This window comes from Kitasatospora sp. NBC_01287 (assembly GCF_026340565.1).
Classification (GTDB): Bacteria; Actinomycetota; Actinomycetes; order Streptomycetales; family Streptomycetaceae; genus Kitasatospora.
Map to the genome: position 1 here is coordinate 3,208,201 of NZ_JAPEPB010000001.1, position 20,107 is coordinate 3,228,307.

At 75.0% G+C, this 20,107-nt stretch carries 16 protein-coding genes; 3 read left to right on the forward strand and 13 right to left on the reverse strand.

The window, feature by feature from the left end; all coding sequences use genetic code 11:
• Positions 1-18 precede the first annotated feature (18 nt).
• The 5 genes from hflX to miaA form a co-directional block, all read right to left on the reverse strand.
• Entirely contained in the window at positions 19-1,446 is a 1,428-nt protein-coding gene (gene hflX / locus OG455_RS13385) for a GTPase HflX (RefSeq protein WP_266300761.1), read from the reverse strand.
• A gap of 145 nt (positions 1,447-1,591) precedes the next feature.
• Positions 1,592-4,045: a bifunctional (p)ppGpp synthetase/guanosine-3',5'-bis(diphosphate) 3'-pyrophosphohydrolase gene (locus OG455_RS13390; protein ID WP_266293384.1), complete on the reverse strand. Its 2,454-nt coding sequence runs from the start codon at positions 4,043-4,045 to the stop codon at positions 1,592-1,594.
• Between the two features lie 175 nt (positions 4,046-4,220).
• Positions 4,221-5,108: a diaminopimelate epimerase gene (gene dapF / locus OG455_RS13395; protein ID WP_266293386.1), complete on the reverse strand. Its 888-nt coding sequence runs from the start codon at positions 5,106-5,108 to the stop codon at positions 4,221-4,223.
• Positions 5,109-5,149: 41 nt separating this feature from the next.
• A complete protein-coding gene (locus tag OG455_RS13400; protein WP_266293387.1) occupies positions 5,150-5,791 on the reverse strand; it encodes a hypothetical protein in 642 nt (213 codons plus the stop codon).
• Positions 5,792-6,043: 252 nt separating this feature from the next.
• Positions 6,044-6,991, reverse strand: a complete 948-nt coding sequence (miaA, locus tag OG455_RS13405) for a tRNA (adenosine(37)-N6)-dimethylallyltransferase MiaA (protein WP_266293388.1) — start codon at positions 6,989-6,991, stop codon at positions 6,044-6,046.
• A gap of 152 nt (positions 6,992-7,143) precedes the next feature.
• Between miaA and OG455_RS13410 the strand changes: the two genes are divergently transcribed.
• Positions 7,144-7,794, forward strand: a complete 651-nt coding sequence (locus OG455_RS13410) for an antitoxin (protein ID WP_266293390.1) — start codon at positions 7,144-7,146, stop codon at positions 7,792-7,794.
• A gap of 105 nt (positions 7,795-7,899) precedes the next feature.
• Here the strand turns inward: OG455_RS13410 and OG455_RS13415 are convergent, their stop codons facing one another.
• Positions 7,900-8,598: a class III extradiol dioxygenase subunit B-like domain-containing protein gene (locus tag OG455_RS13415; protein WP_266293392.1), complete on the reverse strand. Its 699-nt coding sequence runs from the start codon at positions 8,596-8,598 to the stop codon at positions 7,900-7,902.
• A 31-nt stretch (positions 8,599-8,629) separates the two neighbouring features.
• On the reverse strand, positions 8,630-10,123 hold the full coding sequence (gene miaB / locus OG455_RS13420) for a tRNA (N6-isopentenyl adenosine(37)-C2)-methylthiotransferase MiaB (protein ID WP_266300762.1): 1,494 nt from the start codon (positions 10,121-10,123) through the stop codon (positions 8,630-8,632).
• 165 nt (positions 10,124-10,288) lie between these two features.
• Here miaB and OG455_RS13425 point away from each other — a divergent pair, with 165 nt between their 5' ends.
• A complete protein-coding gene (locus tag OG455_RS13425) occupies positions 10,289-11,281 on the forward strand; it encodes a TAXI family TRAP transporter solute-binding subunit (protein ID WP_266293394.1) in 993 nt (330 codons plus the stop codon).
• A gap of 29 nt (positions 11,282-11,310) precedes the next feature.
• On the opposite strand, the gene OG455_RS13430 is transcribed toward OG455_RS13425, so the two are convergent.
• Both OG455_RS13430 and OG455_RS13435 read right to left on the reverse strand, forming a co-directional pair.
• Positions 11,311-12,738, reverse strand: a complete 1,428-nt coding sequence (locus tag OG455_RS13430) for a HAMP domain-containing sensor histidine kinase (RefSeq protein ID WP_266293396.1) — start codon at positions 12,736-12,738, stop codon at positions 11,311-11,313.
• A gap of 2 nt (positions 12,739-12,740) precedes the next feature.
• On the reverse strand, positions 12,741-13,550 hold the full coding sequence (locus tag OG455_RS13435; RefSeq protein WP_266293398.1) for a response regulator transcription factor: 810 nt from the start codon (positions 13,548-13,550) through the stop codon (positions 12,741-12,743).
• A 479-nt stretch (positions 13,551-14,029) separates the two neighbouring features.
• On the opposite strand from OG455_RS13435, the gene OG455_RS13440 reads away from it, so the two are divergent.
• Positions 14,030-15,748: an FAD-dependent monooxygenase gene (locus OG455_RS13440; protein WP_266293400.1), complete on the forward strand. Its 1,719-nt coding sequence runs from the start codon at positions 14,030-14,032 to the stop codon at positions 15,746-15,748.
• Between the two features lie 41 nt (positions 15,749-15,789).
• On the opposite strand, the gene recX is transcribed toward OG455_RS13440, so the two are convergent.
• The 4 genes from recX to OG455_RS13460 all read right to left on the reverse strand — a co-directional run bounded on the left by recX (position 15,790) and on the right by OG455_RS13460 (position 20,061).
• A complete protein-coding gene (gene recX / locus OG455_RS42070) occupies positions 15,790-16,857 on the reverse strand; it encodes a recombination regulator RecX (protein ID WP_323185498.1) in 1,068 nt (355 codons plus the stop codon).
• Positions 16,858-16,864: 7 nt separating this feature from the next.
• Positions 16,865-17,998 (reverse strand): recombinase RecA, encoded by a 1,134-nt coding sequence (gene recA / locus OG455_RS13450; RefSeq protein ID WP_266293402.1) that lies wholly within the window; start codon positions 17,996-17,998, stop codon positions 16,865-16,867.
• 202 nt (positions 17,999-18,200) lie between these two features.
• Positions 18,201-18,395 carry a DUF3046 domain-containing protein gene (locus tag OG455_RS13455; protein ID WP_266293404.1) on the reverse strand — a complete coding sequence of 65 codons (195 nt, stop codon included), beginning with the start codon at positions 18,393-18,395 and terminating at the stop codon, positions 18,201-18,203.
• Positions 18,396-18,516: 121 nt separating this feature from the next.
• Complete coding sequence (locus OG455_RS13460) at positions 18,517-20,061, reverse strand: S8 family serine peptidase (RefSeq protein WP_266293406.1); 1,545 nt, start codon at positions 20,059-20,061, stop codon at positions 18,517-18,519.
• Positions 20,062-20,107 lie beyond the last annotated feature (46 nt).

Sequence of the window (20,107 nt, forward strand, 5' to 3'; positions counted from 1 at the left end):
CAACCCGGGCCGCTCGGCTCAGCTCCGCACGGCCACCGCGTACCGCTCGAGCTCGGCGGCCAGCTCCGCGGCCACCTTGGCCCGCAGCAGCGTGCCCTCACCGGTGTGCTCGGTCTCCAGCAGCTCGCCCTCGGCGTGCACCCGGGAGACCAGGTCACCCCGGGTGTAGGGAACCAGCGCCTGCACCTCGACGGCCGGCCGCGGCAGCTCCTGGTCGATCAGCTGGAGCAGCTCGTCGATGCCCTGCCCGGAGCGGGCCGAGACGACGATGGCGTGCGGCTCGCGGCGCAGCAGGCGCTGCAGCACGTGCGGATCGGCGGCGTCGGCCTTGTTGATCACCACGATCTCCGGCACGTGCTGCGCGTCGACCGAGACGATCACCTCGCGGACGGCCGCGAGCTGGGTCTCCGGCTCGGGGTGCGAGCCGTCCACCACGTGCAGGATCAGGTCGGCGTCGGCGACCTCCTCCATGGTCGAGCGGAACGCCTCGACCAGGTGGTGCGGCAGGTGCCGGACGAAGCCGACGGTGTCGGCCAGCGTGTACAGCCGCCCGCCCGGAGTGGTGGCCCGCCGGACGGTCGGGTCCAGGGTGGCGAACAGCGAGTTCTCCACCAGGACGCCGGCGCCGGTGAGCCGGTTGAGCAGCGAGGACTTGCCGGCGTTGGTGTAGCCGGCGATCGCCACCGAGGGGACCTGGTGCCGCTTGCGCTCCTGGCGCTTGGTGTCCCGGCCCTTCTTCATGTCGACGATCTCCCTGCGGAGCTTCGCCATCTTCTCGCGGATCCGGCGCCGGTCGGTCTCGATCTTGGTCTCACCGGGACCACGGGTGGCCATCCCGCCGCCGGAGGAGCCGGAGCCACCGCCACCCATCTGCCGGGAGAGCGACTGACCCCAGCCGCGCAGGCGCGGCAGCATGTACTGCATCTGCGCCAGCGAGACCTGGGCCTTGCCCTCCCTGGACTTGGCGTGCTGGGCGAAGATGTCCAGGATCAGCGCGGTCCGGTCGACCACCTTGACCTTCACCACGTCTTCGAGGTGGATCAGCTGACCAGGGGTCAGCTCACCGTCGCAGACCACGGTGTCGGCGCCGGTGGCGGCGACGATGTCGCGCAGCTCCTTGGCCTTGCCGGAGCCGATGTAGGTGGCGGCGTCCGGCTTGTCGCGGCGCTGGATCACGCCGTCGAGCACCTCGGAACCGGCGGTCTCGGCGAGCGCGGCGAGCTCGGCGAGCGAGTTCTCCGCCTCCTCGACCGTCCCGTCGGTCCAGACGCCCACCAGCACCACGCGCTCCAGGCGCAGCTGGCGGTACTCGACCTCGGTGACGTCTTCGAGCTCGGTGGACAGACCCGCGACCCGGCGGAGCGCGGCACGCTCGCTGCGGTCGTACTGGTCGCCGTCGTAGTTCTGACCGAGGTCCTCGTCGATCGCCGCGAGGTCCTCGTCCATCAGGGCCTCGGCCCGGAGGTCAGCGGGACGGCGAGCGCTGCGGCCGGCGGTCTCGCTGGAAAAGTCGCGGTCTTCGAACGTGGAGGTCATCGTGTCCTTAGGTCTCGGCAGGCAGTGGATCCGGACCCTCGACGAGGGCGCCGGATCAGGGCGTTTCGGGCCGCCCCTCCACCGCTTCCAACACGGTGGAGGAGTCCCGCATTCCCTTCGATGGTCGCACGGGCGAGGGGGCCGGGTCACCCGTGTTTCCGACCCCGCGGGCGGGCTGGCGCAGCCGGGGCGGGCGCGGGGCCTCCAGACCGGGGCGGCGGACGTCGTAGACCCCGGAGACCCGCAGCATCGCGCGCATCACCACCGGGAGGGTGTCCGCCCCGGGCAGCTCCACCGTGTAGGTGTGCCGGACCCGCAGCTCCTGCGGTGGTTCGACCACGGCGGAGACGATGTCGAGCCCGGTGGCCGACATCGCGGCGGTCAGGTCGGCCAGCAGCCCCGGGCGGTTCAGCGCCTCGGCCTGCAGGGTGACCCGGAAGGTGGCCGGGACCGCGGCGGCGGCCGCGCCGGCCTCCGGCGCCCAGTCCAGTTGCACCGGGCCGCGCCCCGCGCCGCGCATCCGCTCGCCGGTGGGGCAGTCGGCGCGGTGCACCGCGATCGACCCGCCGCGGATCTGGAACCCGGTCACCCGGTCCGGCGGCACCGGGGTGCAGCAGCGGGCCAGCCGCACGGTCGCACCCGGGTGGCCGGGAGCGATCACCAGCCGCCCGCGGCCGCCGGGCGCGCGGGGCGGCAGCGCGCGCCCGCCCTGCCGGTGCGCCCCGGGTGAGGCGGCGGCCGCCGGTGACGCCGCCGGCGGGGCGGCCGCGACCGGGCCGGTGGGCGCGGCCGGCGCCGGCCCCGGGTGCTCGGCCAGCCAGCGCTCGATCGCGATCCGCGCGCCCGGCGTGTGTGCGAACTCCAGCCACTGGGGGCTCGGCCCGGTGGGCTCGGGCCCGCCGGGCCCCGAACCCGGCTCGGTCAGGATGCCCACCATGTCGCCGTCCGCCAGCGGGGTGGCCAGCGCGACCAGTCGCCCGTTCACCCGGGCGCCGATACAGCGGTGGCCGATCCCCTCGCCGAGCTGGTAGGCGGCGTCGACGCAGCTGGCCCCGACCGGCAGCACGAGGGTGGCGCCCTCCTCGGTGACCGCGGTGATCTCCCCGTCGTCGGAGAGGTCGGCGGTCAGGGTGGACCAGAAGGCGTCCGGGTCGGGGGTGTCCTGCTGCCACTCCAGCAGCCGGCTGAGCCAGCCGGGCCTGGCCGGGTCGGTGCCGTCCAGTTCGTCGCGCCCGGCCGCCTCGGCGCCGGGCTGCTGGTCGGCCGGCTGGGGGCTGCCGAGTGCGACCACGCCGAACTCGGCGATCCGGTGCATCCGGGGGGTGCGGACCAGCACCTCGACCGGCGCGCCGTCCACCGCGACCGCGGTGTGCAGCGACTGGTAGAGGTTGAACTTGGGAGCGGCCACGAAGTCCTTGAACTCGCCTGGCAGCGGGGTCCAGCAGGTGTGCAGCTCACCGAGGACGGCGTAGCAGTCGGCGGTCTCCTCGACCACCACCAGCAGCCGGGCCAGGTCCACCGGGTGCGGGCGGGCGCCCGGGCCGCGGCGCAGCAGCGCCCGGTGCACCGAGACGCAGTGCCGGGGCCGCACGGTCACCTCGGCCGCCACCCCGGTCTCGGCCAGCTGCCGGCGCAGCGCCGCCGCGAACGGGCTGAGCAGCTCGTCCTGGGCGGCCTCCCGGGCGGCGATCAGGGCCCTGGTCCTGGCGTACTCCTCGGGGTGCAGGGTGGCGAAGACGATGTCCTCCAGCTCCGTCTTGACCACCTGGATGCCGAGGCGCTCGGCCAGCGGGATCAGCACGTCCCTGGTCACCTTGGCGATCCGGATCCGGCTGGCGGGCTTCATGTGCCGGATGGTGCGCATGTTGTGCAGCCGGTCGGCGAGCTTGATCACCATCACCCGCACGTCGTCCCCGGTGGCGACCAGCATCTTGCGGAACGTTTCCGCCTCCGCGGCCGCGCCGAAGTCCACCTTCTCCAGCTTGGTCACGCCGTCCACCAGGTAGGCGACCTCGGCACCGTAGGCGGCGGCGACCTGATCGAGCGTCACCTCGGTGTCCTCGACCGTGTCGTGCAGCAGCGAGGCGACCAGGGTGGTGGTCTCGGCGCCGAGCTGGGCCAGGATCATGGTGACGGCGAGCGGGTGGGTGATGTACGGCTCGCCGCTCTTGCGCTTCTGCCCCCGGTGGCTGACCTCGGCCGTCCGGTAGGCGCGGCTGAGCAGCGCGAGGTCGGCCTGCGGATGGTGGCGGCGGTGCGCCTGCACCAGCGGCTCGATCGCGTCCGGCACCGGGGCGCGCCCGGTGGCCAGCAGCGCGGCCCGACCCGCCCGGCCGAGCACGGCCCGCCCCAGCAGCCGCCGACCGGGTGACGGCGGCTCGGGTGACGCCGGCCCGGCCGCGGGCGGCCCGGCGGGCAGCACCTCGGGCGGGCGCGGCACGGTTGACGGAGCCTCAGATGTCCCACTTGACAGGGCCTGGCCGGTCGGCCGGCCGGTCTCGACGGTCATGGCAACCTCCGGCAGCGAGCACCGGAGCGGTCGCCGCCCCGGTGGTCCATGCTACCGAGCAGACCACGTTCCGCGAGGCCCTGCTTCCGCTCTGTCAGCCGGATCACCCGAACGGGCGGATTCGGCGTCGCACGGAACGGGGAAAGGATGCCGCTCCACCGCCCGTGACGACGCCTCAGAGCCAGCCTGGTTCGATCACGCCCTCGGCCACGATCACCGCGGGACCGGTCATCTCGACCCGCCCGTCGGGGTGCTCGGTGATCACCAGCCGCCCACCGGGCACGTCCACCGTGTAGCTGACCGGCGCCCCGATGACCGCCGGGTCCAGCCCGTCCCGCCGGGCCGCGGCGACCGCCACCGCGCAGGCGCCGGTGCCGCAGGAGCGGGTCTCGCCGGAGCCGCGCTCGTGCACCCGCATCGCGACGTGACGCTCGCCCCGGTCCACCACGAACTCGACGTTGACGCCCTGCGGGTAGACCCCGGCCGGGCTGACCCCGGGCGCCTGGTAGAGGTTCCCGGCCTGGGCCAAGTCGGCCACGAAGGCCACCGCGTGCGGGTTGCCCATGCTGACGTTGCGGGCCGGCCAGCGCCGCTCCCCCACCGCCACCTCGATGCCCTCGGGACCCGGCAGCAGCGCCCGGCCCATGTCGACGGTGATCGCGCCGGGTGTGCCGTCCGGGCCGTCCTCGGCGATGCGCACCTGCCGCAGCCCGGCGCGGGTGGCGATCACGAGCGGGCCGGGTGCGGCCAGCCCGGCGTGCACCAGGTAGCGGGCGAAGACCCGCACGCCGTTGCCGCACATCTCGGCGATGCTGCCGTCGGAGTTGCGGTAGTCCATGAACCATTCGGCCTCGTCGGCCATGGCTGCCGAGGCCTCGTCGCGGGCCGCGCGGACCACCCGCAGCAGGCCGTCGCCGCCGATCCCGGCCCGGCGGTCGCAGAGCCGGGCCACCTCGGCCGGGCCCAGCCGCAGCCGGCCGTCCGGGTCGGGGAGGATGACGAAGTCGTTCTCGGTGCCGTGGCCCTTGAGGAAGGACAGGCCCTGCGGGGTGGGTGCGCTCACGCTGCGATAGTACTGACCGCGCGTCGGCGGTGATCAGCCGATCAGCCGCGCAGCTGGACTACCCGCCAGACCGCCAGCGCCAGGACCGCGCCGGCGACCAGGGTGTAGCCGGCGATCGCCTGCCAAGCGGCCCGGCGGCCCGAGCCGCGGCGCGGCAGGCCGGGCCAGGCGTAGCCCGCACGGCGGGCGGCCATCGCGCCCCAGCCCATCGAGGCCGCGGTGAGCAGCAGGCCGAGCATGGCGACCATCGAGCCGCCGTCGCCGGAGCCGAAGGCGAGCGGGAAGGCGAACATCAGGGAGCCGATCACACCGATCAGCACGATCGGCAGCAGCTGCCACCAGCGCAGCCGGCGGCGCGGGCGGATCTCGCGCTCGAGCACGCCCAGGTCGGTGGGCGGGGCGGGCGGCCCCTCCGGGTCGGCGGCCAGCAGCAGCTCGTCGGTGGACAGCGGCGGCGGCAGGAGACCGGCGGGCGGGAGGAGACCGGCGGGCGGCAGGTGACCGGCGGGCGGCAGCAGGCCCGGGGACAGCAGATCGGCGGACGGCAGCTCGAACGCCTCCTCAGCCAGGTCGGTGACCGCACCGCGGCCGGTCTCCGGCTCGTCGAGGCGGTGCGCCGCGCCGGGCAGACCCAGGGCATGGTGCGGGAACTGCTCGGTCTCGGGGCCGGGACCCGTGGACACGCGGCCTCCCCTGACAGTTCGACACGAGCCGGGACTCGCGAACGGATGGGTCCGGCCCGCGCGACCGGTCCCTCTTGCCTCGATAATGGCATGTCCCAGCGCGCTCACAGCGCGTTACCCGGGTCGCCGGGTGATCCGTGGCCATGACGTGATCCGGCTGTGATCCCGGCTTCCCCGTGCACCTGCAGGTGCGGGCGCAGCTGCACCGGCAGATGGCCGGAACCCATGGGGCGACCGGCCGGAACCCGCCGCTCAGCCCGCCCGCTCGACCAGTTCCAGCGAGCGTTCCAGCAGGTCCGCCGGGTCCGTTCCGGTGGGCCGGTCCAGCCAGTGGATCCGCTCGTCCCGGCGGAACCAGGACTCCTGACGGCGCGCGAACCGCTTGGTGGCGCGCACCGTCTCGACCCGCGCCTCCTCCTCGGAGCACTCGCCCGCGAAGTGCGCCAGCACCTGTTGGTAACCGAGCGCCCGACTGGCCGTCAGCCCCTCGCGCAACCCACGCGCCTCCAGCCCTCTGACCTCGTCCAGCAGCCCGGCCTGCCACATCCGGTCCACCCGCAGGGCGATCCGCTCGTCCAACTCCGGGCGGGGCACCGCGACGCCGATCTGGACCGCCGGGTAGACCGCGGTGTTGCTCGGCAGGTTCGCGGTGAACGGACGCCCGGTCAGCCGGATCACCTCCAGCGCCCGGACGATCCGCCGCCCGTTGCTCGCCAGGATGGCGGCCGCGGCGGCCGGGTCGAGCGCGGCGAGCCGCTCGTGCAGCGGGGCCGGCCCCCGCTCCGCCAACTCGGCCTCCAGCTCGGCGCGCACCACCGGATCGGTGCCCGGGAACTCCATCTCGTCGATCGCCGCGCGCACGTACAGCCCGGAGCCGCCGACCAGCACCGGCGGGCGCCCGGCGGCCAGCAGCCGGTCGATCTCGGCCCGGGCCAGCCGCTGGTACTCGGCGACGCTGGCGGTCTCGGTGACCTCCCAGACGTCCATCAGGTGGTGCGGGACACCGGCGCGCTCGGCCTCGGTGAGCTTGGCGGTGCCGATGTCCATGCCCCGGTAGAGCTGCATGGAGTCGGTGTTGATCACCTCGCCGCCCAGCACGCGGGCCAGCGCGACGGCCAGGTCGGACTTGCCGGCCGCGGTCGCGCCGACCACCGAGACCACCGGAATACGGGCCGGAATACGGGAAGGAGAGCTGCTCACACCGTCAAGTCTCGCAAAGCGCGCCGCGTTACCCGAACGGGGGACGTGACCGGCCACCGGCCCGCTCGTTCCCCGGATGGGCGGCACCCTGCACCGGATCGCCACAGAACCGGCCCCGGGTCCGCCGCAGACCGCGTAGGTTGGGAGAAGATATGGGTGTTATCAGCTGGTTCCGTCGTCGGATCGCCGAGGTGCCGACGGCCGCGGACGGCGGTTCGGTCGCGGTGCTGGATCCGCAGGAGCAGGTGGCGCCGGGGACGACCGGGGGCGAGCAGCAGGAGTCGCCGCCCGGTGTCCCGGCAGCCCGGACGGCCCCCGAGGCCGAGCTGGGCGGGTCACCGGCGCCGGTGGACGAGGGCGGTGCGGCGGACGAGAGCGCTGCGGCGACGTTGCTGGACGTCCCGGCGATCCTCTCGCCGGACGTCGCCGAACTGCTGGCCGCCGCGCTGGCGGCGGCCGCGCAGAGCGTGGAGCCGGCCGAGGACGCCCTTCCGCCGAGCCGACCCGAGCGGCCTGACACAGGAGACGAAGCCATGGGCCTGATGGACAACCTCAAGGGCAAGGCCGAGGAGCTCAAGGACAGGGCCAGCGCGCTGGCCGGTCAGCACAACGAGAAGATCGACGACCTGGTCGACAAGGCCGGCGGCGCGATCGACAAGGCCACCAAGGGGAAGTACAGCGACAAGATCGCCACCGGTGCCGAGAAGGCCAAGGGCGCGGTGGACGACTTCGCGGAGAAGGGCCACCCGGGCGAGGAGCCGACCACCGGCGGGGCGGACGAGCGGCCGGGCCGGCAGGGCTGATCGAGGCTGAGCTGATCAGGACCGTGGTGGGGCCGGACGGAGACTCCGTCCGGCCCCACCACGTTTCCGGCCCCACCGTGCTTCCGGCCCCACCATGCTTCCGGCTCAGCTCCAGGAGGCCACGAAGTACCCGACCCCGTACGGCGCCTGCGCGTACCGCAGCCGCCCGGCGAGCCCGGCCCCCTCAGCCGCACCGGCCAGCACCTGCCACGGCGCCCGCCCCGCGGCCAGCAGCTCGCCGCTCAGCCCGGGGTCCAGCGCGGCCAGCGCGGCCGTGTCCGCCGCCCCCAGCGCCCGGGCCACCTCGGCGTCGTACTCCTCGGCCCGGTCGTCCAGGTAGCCGGGCGCCTTGACGGTGCGTCGGGCGCTGCCGTCGCCCAGCACCAGCAGCCCGACCCGGTCGGCCAGCTGGGCCAGCCCCCGGCCGAGCCCGAGCATCCGCTCCGCCGACGCGTCGCCGGGCACCGCGCAGGCGTGGGTGGGCAGCGCCGCGCCGGCCCGGTCCAGCAGCCAGGCGCCGATCGTGAGCGCGGGGCTGAGCTCGGGGCCCTCGACCCCGCCGGAGGGCAGCCGCACGCCGAGCGGGACGCCGTAGCGGTGGAACGAGCCGGCCCCGCCCTCGGTCCAGACCTCGGCCCGCGGCCCGTCGCCGACCAGCACCAGCAGCTCGGGGCCGGCGGCCAGCAGTTCGCCGACCGCCTCGGCACAGGCCGCTCGCAGCCCCTCCAGCTCGGCGGCGGCACCCGAGGCGACCTCGGGGACCAGCAGCGGCGGGCAGGGGCAGACGGCGGCGGCGACCAGCATGGTGATCACTCTAACCGGCTGCCCCTGGCGCTCAGTCGCAGCCGCAGCCGCTACCGGTCGCGGCCGGCTGCGGCGCGGGCGCCCCGATACCGGGCAGGCCGAGCATGACCCCGGCCGGCTTGGCCGCGGCCGGGGCGGCGGTGCGCTTCTCCCAGGCGTCGCCGGCCCGGGTGCGCCGCACGGCCAGCGCCGGGCCCTCGGCGAGCAGGTGGTGCGGGGCGGCGTAGGTGATCTCGACGGTCACCACATCGCCCGGGCGCACCGGTTCGGCGGGCCTGTCGAAGTGCACCAGGCGGTTGTCGGGCGCGCGGCCGGAGAGCCGGTCGGTCTTGTTGTCCTTCTTGCCCTCGCCCTCGGCGACCAGGATCTCCAGCGTGCGGCCGACCTGCTTCTTGTTCTCCGCCCAGGAGATCTCCTCCTGCAGGGCGATCAGCCGGTCGTAGCGCTCCTGGACCACGGCCTTGGGCACCTGGTGCTCCATCTCGGCGGCCGGGGTGCCCGGGCGCTTGGAGTACTGGAAGGTGAAGGCGTTGGTGAAACGGGCCTCGCGGACCGTGTGCAGGGTCTGCTCGAAGTCCTCGTCGCTCTCGCCGGGGAAGCCGACGATGATGTCGGTGGAGATCGCGGCGTCCGGCATCGCCTCGCGCACCTTCTTGATGATCCCGAGGAACCGCTCCTGGCGGTACGAGCGCTTCATCGCGCGCAGCACCGTGTCGGAGCCGGACTGCAGCGGCATGTGCAGCTGGTGCATCACGTTCGGGGTCTCGGCCATCGCCGCGATCACGTCGTCGGTGAAGTCGCGCGGGTGCGGGGAGGTGAACCGGACCCGCTCCAGGCCCTCGATCTGGCCGCAGGCGCGCAGCAGCTTGGAGAAGGCCTCGCGGTCGCCCAGGTCCGAACCGTAGGCGTTGACGTTCTGGCCGAGCAGGGTCACCTCGATGACGCCCTCGCCGACCAGCGCCTCCACCTCGGCGAGCACGTCGCCGGGACGGCGGTCCTCCTCCTTGCCGCGCAGCGCCGGCACGATGCAGAAGGTGCAGGTGTTGTTGCAGCCGACCGAGATCGCGACCCAGGCCGCGTAGGCGGACTCACGGCGGGTGGGCAGCGTGGAGGGGAAGGTCTCCAGCGACTCCAGGATCTCCACCTGGGCCTTGCGCTCCACCCGGGCCCGCTCCAGCAGGGCGGGCAGGTGGCCGATGTTGTGGGTGCCGAAGACCACGTCGACCCAGGGCGCCTTGCGCACGATGGTGTCGCGGTCCTTCTGGGCCAGGCAGCCGCCCACCGCGATCTGCAGGTCCTTGCGGGCCGCCTTGGCCGGGGCCAGCTGGCCGAGGTTGCCGTACAGCTTGTTGTCGGCGTTCTCCCGGACGGCGCAGGTGTTGAAGACCACCAGGTCGGGATCACCGCCCAGGTCGGCCTTCACGTATCCGGCGTCCTCCAGCAGCCCGGCCAGGCGCTCGGAGTCGTGGACGTTCATCTGACAGCCGTGCGTGACGACCTTGTAAGTTCGCAAGCTCTCTCCCATACCCACAGCAGCAAGAGTAAGGGCAGCGGGCCCGGTGCCCGACGGGTCCTGCCCGGCTTCCCCCACCGGAGAGCCGGGCCGGGAGGCGGCCCGGGAGCCGGGCCGCGGCCGAGGATCCCGGCCGGCCCCTCCCGCGCGGCGGCTTCGCCTGGCAGGATCCCCCGCATGACCTCCACCACCACCCGGCTCGGCGCGGCCGGCCGGCGCCGGCTCTGGCCGCTGCTGGCCGCCCTGCTGCTGCTGGTGGGCGCACTCGGTGGCTGGTGGCTGACCGATGGCCGGCCGGCCGGCTACCCCAAGGGCGTCAGCGGCTTCGCGACCGGGGTGCCCGAGGGGGTCTACGCCCAGTACGGGACCCTGCTGCAGTCGTACCTGCACACCGAGATGCCCGGCGTGGAACTGCGGCTCGACCCCACCCAGGGCTCGGTGGACAACCTGGACCGGGTCGTCGGGGGGCAGGACTCCTTCGCGATCGCCACCGCCGACTCGGTGGCCGACTTCGACGACCCCCGCAAGGGCGACCTGCGGGCGATCGCCCGGCTCTACGACGACTACCTGCAGCTGGTGGTCCCGGCCGGCTCCCCGGTGCAGTCGGTGGCCGACCTGAAGGGCAAGCGGGTCGGGGTGGGCGAACCCAAGTCCGGGGTGAACCTGGTGACCCGCGAAGTGCTCGCCGCGGCCGGTGTCGACCCGGACCACGGCATCGACCCGGCCCCGCTCGGGGTCGGCGATGCCAGCACCCAGCTGGCCACCGGGAAACTGGACGCCTTCTTCTGGTCCGGCGGGCTGCCCACCAGCGCGCTGACCAGCCTGGCGGCCAGGTTCCCGATCCGGATCGTGCCGCTGGGCGACCTGACCGACAAACTGCACCAGGCGAACAGCGAGACCGACGCCTGGCGCACCGCCGTACTGCCCGCCGGGGTCTACCCCAAGACCCAGGCCGTCCTCACCATGGCGGTGCCCAATCTGCTGATCACCCGCGACGACGTGGACCCGCGGCTGGTCGAGGGTCTCACCAGGACGGTGATCGACAACCGGGACCCGATGGGCGAGAAGGTGCACGCGGCGCAGCTGGTGGATCTGCGGACCGCCGTCTACACCGATCCGCTGCCGCTGCACGAGGGCGCCGAGCGCTACTACCGCTCCATCAAGCCGTAGCACCGGTCCGGCGCCGCGAGCCGGCCGGCTCAGCGCTCGCGCGGCACGCTGAGCGTCACGGCCAGGCCGCCCGGGTCCGCCGCCGCGAAGTCCAGCGAACCGCCCCCGGCCAGCAGCAGGGTGCGCGCGATGGACAGGCCCAGGCCCGAGCCGTCGACGTTCTGGTGCCGCGCACTGCGCCAGAACCGGTCGCCGACCCGGTCCAGCTCCTCCTCGGTCAGCCCGGGCCCGGCATCCGTCACGGTGACGGCCACCTCGTGCTTGCGCACCTGCACCGTGACCGCCACCGTGCCGTCGACCGGGCTGAACTTGACCGCGTTGTCGAGCACCGCGTCCAGCGCGCTGCCGAAACCGATCGGGTCCACCCAGCCACGGGCCGGCGGCGGCGTGCCGCAGGCCAGCCGCACCCCGCTCCGGCCGGCCAGTGGCTGCCAGGCGTCCACCCTGGCCAGCACCAGCGCGGTCAGGTCCACCGGCTCGGGCTCGGGCCTGCTGCCCTCGGCGGTGGCCAGTCCCAGCAGGTCGTCCAGCACCCGGGCCAGCCTGACCCCCTCCTCGCGGACCTGGGACAGCTCCGCCTCGTGCCGCTCGGGCAGCTCCAGGCCGAGCAGCTCGACCCGCAGCAGCAGCGCGGCCAGCGGGTTGCGCAGCTGGTGCGAGGCGTCGGCGACGAAGGCCCGCTGCTGGTCGAGCGCCAGCACCACGTGGTCGGCCATGTCGTTGAACGAGTCGGCCATCCGGCGCAGCTCCGGTGGCCCGCCGGCCGGCGCGACCCGGGCGTTCATCCGACCGGTGGCGATGTCGTGGGCAGCCCGGTCCAGGGTGCGCACCGGGCGCAGCACCCACTCGGTCAGCCGCATCGCGAGCAGCACGGCCGCGATCATCGCCACCGCCTCGCCCCCGGCCAGCACCAGCCAGCGGTGCAGGATCCGCGAGCGCAGCGCGTCGGTCGGCGACTGGGTGACCACCAGGGCCACCACGTCACCGTCGCGGACCACGGGCGAGGCGATGGTCAGGTCACGGCCGGGGGTCCATGGCCAGACCTGCGGCGGGTTGTGGCTGCGCCGGCCGTCCCTGGCCTCCTGGACGGCCTCCGCCCCGGAACCGCTGGCCGGCAACCGCCAGCTGTCGGGGGCCACCGCGAGCCGGCGGCCGTCGGCCAGGTAGAGGCCGATCCGCACCCCGTAGAGCTCCTGGTAGCGGGTGGCCTCCAGTTGCAGCTCGTGCAACTGGATGGCGCTCGGGTCGGTCGGGACGGCCGGGTCGGAACCGACGGCGCCGCGCGCCGGCAGGCCCTGGGTGGGCAGCTCCTGGGCGAAGCGGGCCACGTCGTCCATCCGGTCGACCACCGTGCGGCTCTGCTCGGCGGCGGCCATGGCGGCGGCCAGCGGCACCCCGAGGGCCGCCAGCACGCAGACCATCAGGGCCAGCAGGATGCCGAGCAGGCGGGTGCGCATGCCTAGTTCGCGCCGTCCGGGCTCGCGCCGCCGATGCCCTCGCCCGCCTGCTGAGCCGGCGCCTGCTGGGCCGGAGGACGCTCAACCGGCGGATGCTGGATCGGCGACTGCGGGATCAGCCGGTAGCCGACCCCGCGCACCGCCTCGACCAGCCCGGGCAGCGCGAGCTTGGTGCGCAGCGAGCCGATGTGCACCTCAAGGGTGCGGCCGTTGCCCTCCCAGCCGCTGCGCCAGACCTCGCTGAAGATCTGCTCACGCCGGTAGACCACGCCCGGGCTCTGCGCGAGCAGCGCGAGCAGGTCGAACTCCTTGCGAGTGAGCGGGACCTCGCGGCCGTCCACGCTGACCCGGCGGCGCTCGCGGTCGATGCTGATCCCCCACGACTCCAGCGATCCCGGCCCGGCCGGGGCCGCCGGGCCGTCCGGTGCGGCGGCCGGCGGCGCCGGCTGGAAGCGCCGGGCCACCGCGTGGATCCGGGCCAGCAGCTCGCCCATGTCGTAGGGCTTGGTGATGTAGTCGTCGGCGCCCAGGTTGAGGCCGTGGATCCGGGAGCGGATGTCGGCCCGGGCGGTCACCATGATCACCGGGACCCCGCTGCCTGCCCTGATCCGGCTGCACACCTCGAAGCCGTCCCGGTCGGGCAGGCCGAGGTCGAGCAGCACCACCCGGTACGGGTCGCTGCCGTCCGGCACCAGCGCGTCCAGCGCCTCGTGGCCGCTGCGGGCGTGCCGCACCTGGAAGCCGTGCCGGCTCAGGACGGCGACCAGCGCCGCCGCGACCCGGTCGTCGTCCTCGACGAGGAGCAGCCGCATCCCACACCTTCCCGATCGGGGTCTCGCTCCGGCAGTCCGAGGGGGCCTGCCGACGAAGCGGCCATCCTCCCCCACCGCCCACCGCCCCGGCCAGCCCCGGCGGGGCGGGTGCGGGGCGCGTGGCCCTTTCGTGATCCTCAAGTTCCGCTCAGATCACCTGACGGGCGCCGCGCGACCGACTTAGGGTCTCCTTGTTCGGGGGCTGTGCGCTCCGCCGGCCGCAGCCCCCGATATTCCGGCGTGGCAACCGGCTCCGCGTGTCCCCGCCGCAGCGCCGCCACCCATCGCCGCACCGCGCCCGTCCGCCGGATCGGGCCGCCCGGGCGCCGCGGCGCGAACCGGCGCACACCGGCCGCTGCTTGACGGACTCCCAGGCACTCTGTTGCATTGCTCTTCGTGACACCACCCGGGACCTGCGCTGCCTCCCTCACCACCGGTTCGCCTGCGACCTGCCCCCACGCGCGGTGCGGAGGCCGTCCGTGGACCCGGTGATCGTGGTCGGCGCCGGTCCGGTGGGCCTGGCGCTGGCGCTGGCGCTGGCCCGCCACGAGGTGCCGAGCATCGTCCTGGACCAGGGCAGCGGGGTCTGCCCCGAGGGGCCGCGAAGCGCCGTGCTCGGACCGGAGAGCACCGCCTTCCTGGAGCGGCTGGGCTACCTGCGCGCCGCCTCGGACGCCGCGCGCTGGGAGCGGCTGAGCGTCTGGCGCCGCCGCCAGCAGGTGCTGGACCTCGATCTGACGGACCACCCGGTGCTGCACCTGCCCCAGCACCGGCTGCAGCGCGGGCTGCGCGACGCGGCCACCGCGACCCACCTGATCCAGCTGGTGCCGCACTCCCGGGTCGAGGAGATCGACCAGGACCGGGACGGGGTCAGCGTGCGCGGCCGCCACCCGCAGGACGGCACCGACACCTGGTGGCGGGCCAGCCACCTGGTCGGCTGCGACGGGGCCAGGTCCGCGGTGCGCAAGCTGCTGGGCATCCGGTTCCCGGGCCGCCCGGCGGTGGACCGGCACGCGATCGCCACCGTCCGGGTCGACCTGCCCTTCCCCGGCGAGGCCCGGCTGCACCGCGAACCGCCGTGGCGCGGGGACCGCGAGGCCTCGGCCCGCCCGCTACCGGACGGCCTGTGGCGCCTGGACTGGCGGCTGCCGCTGGGCCGGCCGGTGCCCAGCGAGCCGGTCGACCCGCACGCCACCTGGCCCGGGCTGGTCACCGGGGACACCCTGCTCACCCGGGTCAAGGCGACGCTGACCGGCTGGTGCGGCCAGTTGCCGCGCTACGAGCTGCTGGCCGCCGCCGACCACACCGCCCAGCAGCGGCTGGCCGCCCGGTTCCGCAGCGGCCGCTGCTTCCTGGCCGGCGACGCCGCCCACCTGCACGGCGCCCTCGGCATGCAGAACCTGGCCGACGGGCTGCGCGACGTGGACAACCTGGCCTGGCGGCTGGCCGTCGCCTGGCACCTCCCGCCGGCCTTCAGCCGGGAGGACCCGCAGGTCGGCGGGGCGCGGTCCGGCGGCTCGCTGCTGGACGGGTACGAGGCGGAGCGGCGCGGAGCCGTCGGTGCCCGGCTTCGCGCGGTGGACCAGGCGATGCCGCTGCTGCGCCCGCTGCGCGGCTGGCAGCAGACCAGGCGCTCGCTGCTCACCGGCTCGTTCCGCAAGCACGCGCCGCTGCTCACCGACGGGCTGCTCGGCACCGGGCGGTTCGGCGGCGCGCCCGCCTATCCGGCGGCGCCCTCGGGAGTGCCGGGGCGGGCCGGCGGCCTGCCGGTGCAGCGCGGGGCCGGGCGGGGCACGGCGCTGAGCGAGCAGCTGCCGGCCACCGCGCCCGGGGTGCTGGTCCCCGACCTCCCGGTGGTCACCGCCGAGGGCGCCACCGATCAGCTGTACGCGCGACTCGGCGCGACCTTCCTGCTGCTGCTGGTGGCCCCGGGCACGGCCGTCTGGTCGGCCGAGCGCTGGATGGGCGCCGGACTGATGCCGCGGCTGGCCGAGGTCGCGGACGCGCTGCCGGTGCCGGCCGAGGTGCTGGTCACCGAGGAGTACCCCGGGGCGGGGGCGCACACCGTGCTGCTGATCCGCCCGGACGGGCACCTGGTCGGCGTCACCCAGGGCTGCAAGGCGGAGGACCTGCAGGCGCTGGCCGACGGGGTGCGCGGCGGCCCGACCCCGCTGGCGGGAGCCGAGCAGGTGGTCTGAGGGCCGCCGAGAAGTCCGGCGCGCGGGGGCCTGGTGGCCGCTCAGCCGAGCGACCAGTCCTCCAGTTCCTCGGTGCTCTCGCCCTCGGCGTCCAGCACCTCGCGCACCACCCGGAAGGCGAGACCCTCCGGATAGCCGCGGCGGGCCAGCATGCCCACCAGGCGGCGCATCCTGGCCTGCCGCTCCAGGCCCGCGGTGGTGCGCAGCTTGCGCTCGACCAGGGCCCTGGCGGTGGCGGCCTCCTCCTCCGGGTCGAGCTGGGCGACCGCCTCCTCGACCAGGGCGCCGGCCACGCCCCGGGTGCGCAGCTCCTGGGCCAGCGCGCGGCGGGCCAACCCACGACCGGCGTGCCGGGACTCGACCCAGGCGGCGGCGAAGGCGGCATCGTCGATCAGGCCGACCTCTTCGAAGCGGGAGAGCACCTCGTCGGCGACCTCCTCCGGGATCTCCCGCTTGCGCAGCGCGTCCCCCAGTTGCTTGCGGGTGCGCGGGGTGCCGGTGAGCAACCGCAGGCAGATGTCCCTGGCGCGGGCCGCCGGATCCTGCTCGGCCGCCGCCCGCTCCGCAGCCGCGCGCGCCCCGGCCGAGCGCGAGCGGCTCGACCGCCCGGGCTCGCGGGGCACCCTCGCCTCTCGCGGCTCATACGACTCGCGTGGTTCACGCGTCTCGCGCGCCGCGCCCCCCGCCCGCGCGCCCCCCGCGCGCTCGCCGAAACCACGCGCCCCCGAGCCGCGCCCGGTGGAACCGCCGCGAGCCACGCCGCCCCTCGCGCGAGCGGGCGCTGCCGGCGGCTCGGCGGGCGCCCCCCGCTCTGCGGTGTCCACCACCCAGTCCGGGCGCTCGCCCTCCTGCTCCCCCTTGACCTCGACCTGCCAGCCCTGCGGCGGGCCGCCGAGGGGTGGACGGTCCGCGGCGGGCCACCCGGCCCCCGCCTCCCGCCGCTCGGACGAGGGCCGCGGCTCGGCAGCCGCCCGGGCGGCACGGCGCGGCCGACCTGCGGCAGGCTCGGGGGCGGGCTCGACGCTCTCGCCCCCGATGCCGCTGGCACACCAGTCGCGCGGCCCCCAGTCGCCCGACTGCGCCGACTCGCCCCCCGGCTCGCTCCTCATCAGCCGATCAGGCCTTCGCCGCCGCTGCCTTCTTGGCCGGCGCCGCCTTCGTCGCGGTGGCGGTGGCGGTGGCGGTGGCGGTGATCGGCTTGACCGCGCCGTCCGCGTCGGCGGCCGGAGCTGCGGCCTCGACCGGCGCGTCCGGGTCGACCAGGATGCCGAGCTTGATCTTGATCTTCTTCTCGATCTCCTCGGCCAGCGCCGGGTTGTCCCGCAGGAAGTTGCGGGCGTTCTCCTTGCCCTGGCCGAGCTGGTCGCCCTCGTAGGTGTACCAGGCGCCGGCCTTGCGGATGAAGCCGTGCTCGACACCCATGTCGATCAGGCCGCCCTCCCAGCTGATGCCGTGGCCGTAGAGGATGTCGAACTCGGCCTGCTTGAACGGCGCGGCGACCTTGTTCTTGACCACCTTGACCCGGGTGCGGTTGCCGACCGCCTCGGTGCCGTCCTTGAGGGTCTCGATCCGGCGGATGTCCAGGCGGACCGAGGCGTAGAACTTCAGCGCCCGGCCACCGGTGGTGGTCTCCGGCGAGCCGAACATCACGCCGATCTTCTCGCGGAGCTGGTTGATGAAGATCGCGGTGGTGTTGGACTGGTTCAGCGCACCGGCGATCTTCCGCAGCGCCTGGCTCATCAGGCGGGCCTGCAGACCCACGTGGGAGTCGCCCATCTCACCCTCGATCTCGGCGCGCGGGACCAGCGCCGCCACCGAGTCGATGATGATCAGGTCGATCGCGCCGGAACGGATCAGCATGTCGGTGATCTCCAGCGCCTGCTCGCCGGTGTCCGGCTGGGAGACCAGCAGGGCGTCGGTGTCGACGCCGAGCTTGCGGGCGTACTCCGGGTCCAGCGCGTGCTCGGCGTCGACGAAGGCGACGGTGCCGCCGAGCTTCTGCGCGCTGGCCGCGGCGTGCAGGGTCAGCGTGGTCTTGCCGGAGGACTCCGGGCCGTAGATCTCGACCACCCGGCCGCGGGGCAGCCCGCCGACGCCGAGCGCCACGTCCAGCGCGGTGGACCCGGTGGGGATCACATCGATCGGGGCACGGGACTGGTCGCCCAGGCGCATCACCGAACCCTTGCCGAACTGCCGCTCAATCTGGGCGAGTGCGGTCTCAAGAGCCTTCTCGCGGTCCGTCCCTGCCATGGCTTCCACCCTCGGGTTCTGTGCTGTGCGCTTCATCGTCCTCGACGCTAGCGCGTCCCACCGACAATCCGCCCCGAACGGGCTCGGCCTGTGGAAAACTCGCCGGGAAACCAGTATAGGGAACGTTTGTTCGATTCTATTCGCACGCCATCCCCCGAGCCGGAACCGCTGCCCGCGGCGTCCGGGCGAGGGCGGGACCGGTTCAGCGCAGCCGCGCCGGCACCCCCACCACCTGGCAGACCATCCGCCAGACGTCCTTGGCCTCCCAGCCCGCCTCCAGCGCCTGGTGCACGGTACGGCCGCCCAGCTCGCTCATCACGTGGTCCCGGGCGAACGACTGCGCGTACGCCGACCCGAAGTGCTCGTCCATCCGTCGCCAGAACTCGGTCAGCCTCATGCCGCCCAGTATCGCCCGCCCGCCGCGGCCCCCCGCGACCCGCGCCGCGCGGCTCGGCGCACCCTCGCGGCACAGCGCGGCACAGTGCGGCTCAGTGCGGCTCAGTGCGGCTCAGCGCGGCTCAGTGCGGCAGGGCGACGATCCCGGCGCCGTAGCCGCGCCGCTCCCGGCACAGGCCGGGGCCGATCAGGCAGTTCGCCCCGGCCTGCGCCAGCAGCAGCTCCCGCAGCCGGTCCGGGCCCCACCCCGGGTGCAGCGCGGCGGCCACCGCGATCGCCCCGGTCACGTGCGCGGCGCTCATCGAGGTGCCGGCCAGCGCCGCGTACTTCCCGCCGGGCCAGTCCGAGACGATCGCCTCACCCGGGCCGCCGTCCGGGTCGCCGCCGGGGGCGGCCAGCGCGATCCGCCCGTCGCCGTAGTTCGAGTAGGCCGCGATCGCGCCGGTCCTGGTGACCGCGCTGACCGGCAGCACCCCTGGCAGCTCGCCGGGCAGCCGAAGGCACTCGGTGCCCAGCCGGCGGTCCTGGGCCGGCCCGGTCAGCCGGTCGTTGGGGCTGCGCTCGTCGACCCTGGGCGCCGCCAGGTCCTGCGCGTCGTTCCCGGCCGAGGCGACCACCAGCGCCCGGCGCTGGGCGTAGGCCACCGCCCGGCCCACCGCCCGGAGCATCGCACCCTGGTCCGGGTCCTCGGGGCAGTTGTACTTCCACGGATCGGCGAAGTAGCTGTTGTTGACCGCCACCGCGCCGTGGTCGGCGGCCCAGAGCAGCCCGCAGACGATGTTCTCCGGGTAGTACTGCCCGAGCGGGCCGAGCAGCCGCACGGCCGCGATCCGCACCCCGGGGGCCACCCCGACCACCCCGCGGCCGTCGCGGGCCGCGCCGATCAGCCCGGCCACGTGGGTGCCGTGGCCGCTCTCGGCGACCCCGCTGTCCGGACGCCAGGCGCCGAACCTGGCGTCCGGGCGGCCGTCGGCGCAGGAGGCCGAGTCGGCGGGGCTGACCGCGTCACGCAGGTCCGGGTGCGTGTCGTCGACCCCGGAGTCCAGCACCGCGACCAGGACCTGGTGGAGCGCCGCCTCCCGGGCGGCCTCCCGGACCGCGCCCGCCCCGGACGTGGCGACCAGCGCGGCCGGGGCGGCCTGGGCCGGCGGGCCGCCCATCATCGCGAGGTTCCAGCCGCCGCCCTCCCCCGGATCGGGCACGGTCGGCGTGCTGTCCCCTTCGACCCGCGCAGCTCGTTCCCCCCGCGCGCCCCGCTCGGCCGCGTCGGCGCCAGGGCGGCGGAAGTCCCCGGAGCCGGCCAGCGCCCCGGGCGGTCCGGGCACCGGGGCGGTCCTGGTGGCCCCGACGGCGGCGATGCCCGGACGACTGCGCAGCCGCCCGGCGAACCGCCCGTCGTTGGCGTACGCGAGCACCGCGCCGATCTGCGGATAGCCCTGCACCACCTGGCCGCCCACCGCGCGGACGGCGCTCTGCGCGGCGGCGGCGCCCTGCGCGTCCTGCCGGTCGGCCAGCACCAGGTAGCTGAGGTAGCCGCGCTCCGTCCCGGAGAGGTAGGGGACGGCGCCGCCCAGCAGCAGGGCCGCCGCGAGCACGGCCGGTGAGCTGCGCAGCAGCAGCGCCCGGCGGCGCAGCGGACGGCGGGAGACCAGCCGCACCTCGGCCATCGGATGTCCTCCGCTCCTCGGGCGGCCCACGCGCACCGCACGAAGC

Coding starts and splice junctions, on each gene's coding strand:
- recA (WP_266293402.1), bottom strand. CDS start 17,998: ATGGCAGGGACGGACCGCGAGAAGGCTCTTGAGACCGCACTCGCCCAG.
- OG455_RS13455 (WP_266293404.1), bottom strand. CDS start 18,395: ATGAGGCTGACCGAGTTCTGGCGACGGATGGACGAGCACTTCGGGTCG.
- miaB (WP_266300762.1), bottom strand. CDS start 10,123: ATGGGAGAGAGCTTGCGAACTTACAAGGTCGTCACGCACGGCTGTCAG.
- OG455_RS13415 (WP_266293392.1), bottom strand. CDS start 8,598: ATGCTGGTCGCCGCCGCCGTCTGCCCCTGCCCGCCGCTGCTGGTCCCC.
- OG455_RS13430 (WP_266293396.1), bottom strand. CDS start 12,738: ATGCGCACCCGCCTGCTCGGCATCCTGCTGGCCCTGATGGTCTGCGTG.
- hflX (WP_266300761.1), bottom strand. CDS start 1,446: ATGGACGAGGACCTCGCGGCGATCGACGAGGACCTCGGTCAGAACTAC.
- recX (WP_323185498.1), bottom strand. CDS start 16,857: ATGAGGAGCGAGCCGGGGGGCGAGTCGGCGCAGTCGGGCGACTGGGGG.
- OG455_RS13410 (WP_266293390.1), top strand. CDS start 7,144: ATGGGTGTTATCAGCTGGTTCCGTCGTCGGATCGCCGAGGTGCCGACG.
- OG455_RS13435 (WP_266293398.1), bottom strand. CDS start 13,550: ATGCGGCTGCTCCTCGTCGAGGACGACGACCGGGTCGCGGCGGCGCTG.
- OG455_RS13390 (WP_266293384.1), bottom strand. CDS start 4,045: ATGACCGTCGAGACCGGCCGGCCGACCGGCCAGGCCCTGTCAAGTGGG.
- OG455_RS13425 (WP_266293394.1), top strand. CDS start 10,289: ATGACCTCCACCACCACCCGGCTCGGCGCGGCCGGCCGGCGCCGGCTC.
- OG455_RS13460 (WP_266293406.1), bottom strand. CDS start 20,061: ATGGCCGAGGTGCGGCTGGTCTCCCGCCGTCCGCTGCGCCGCCGGGCG.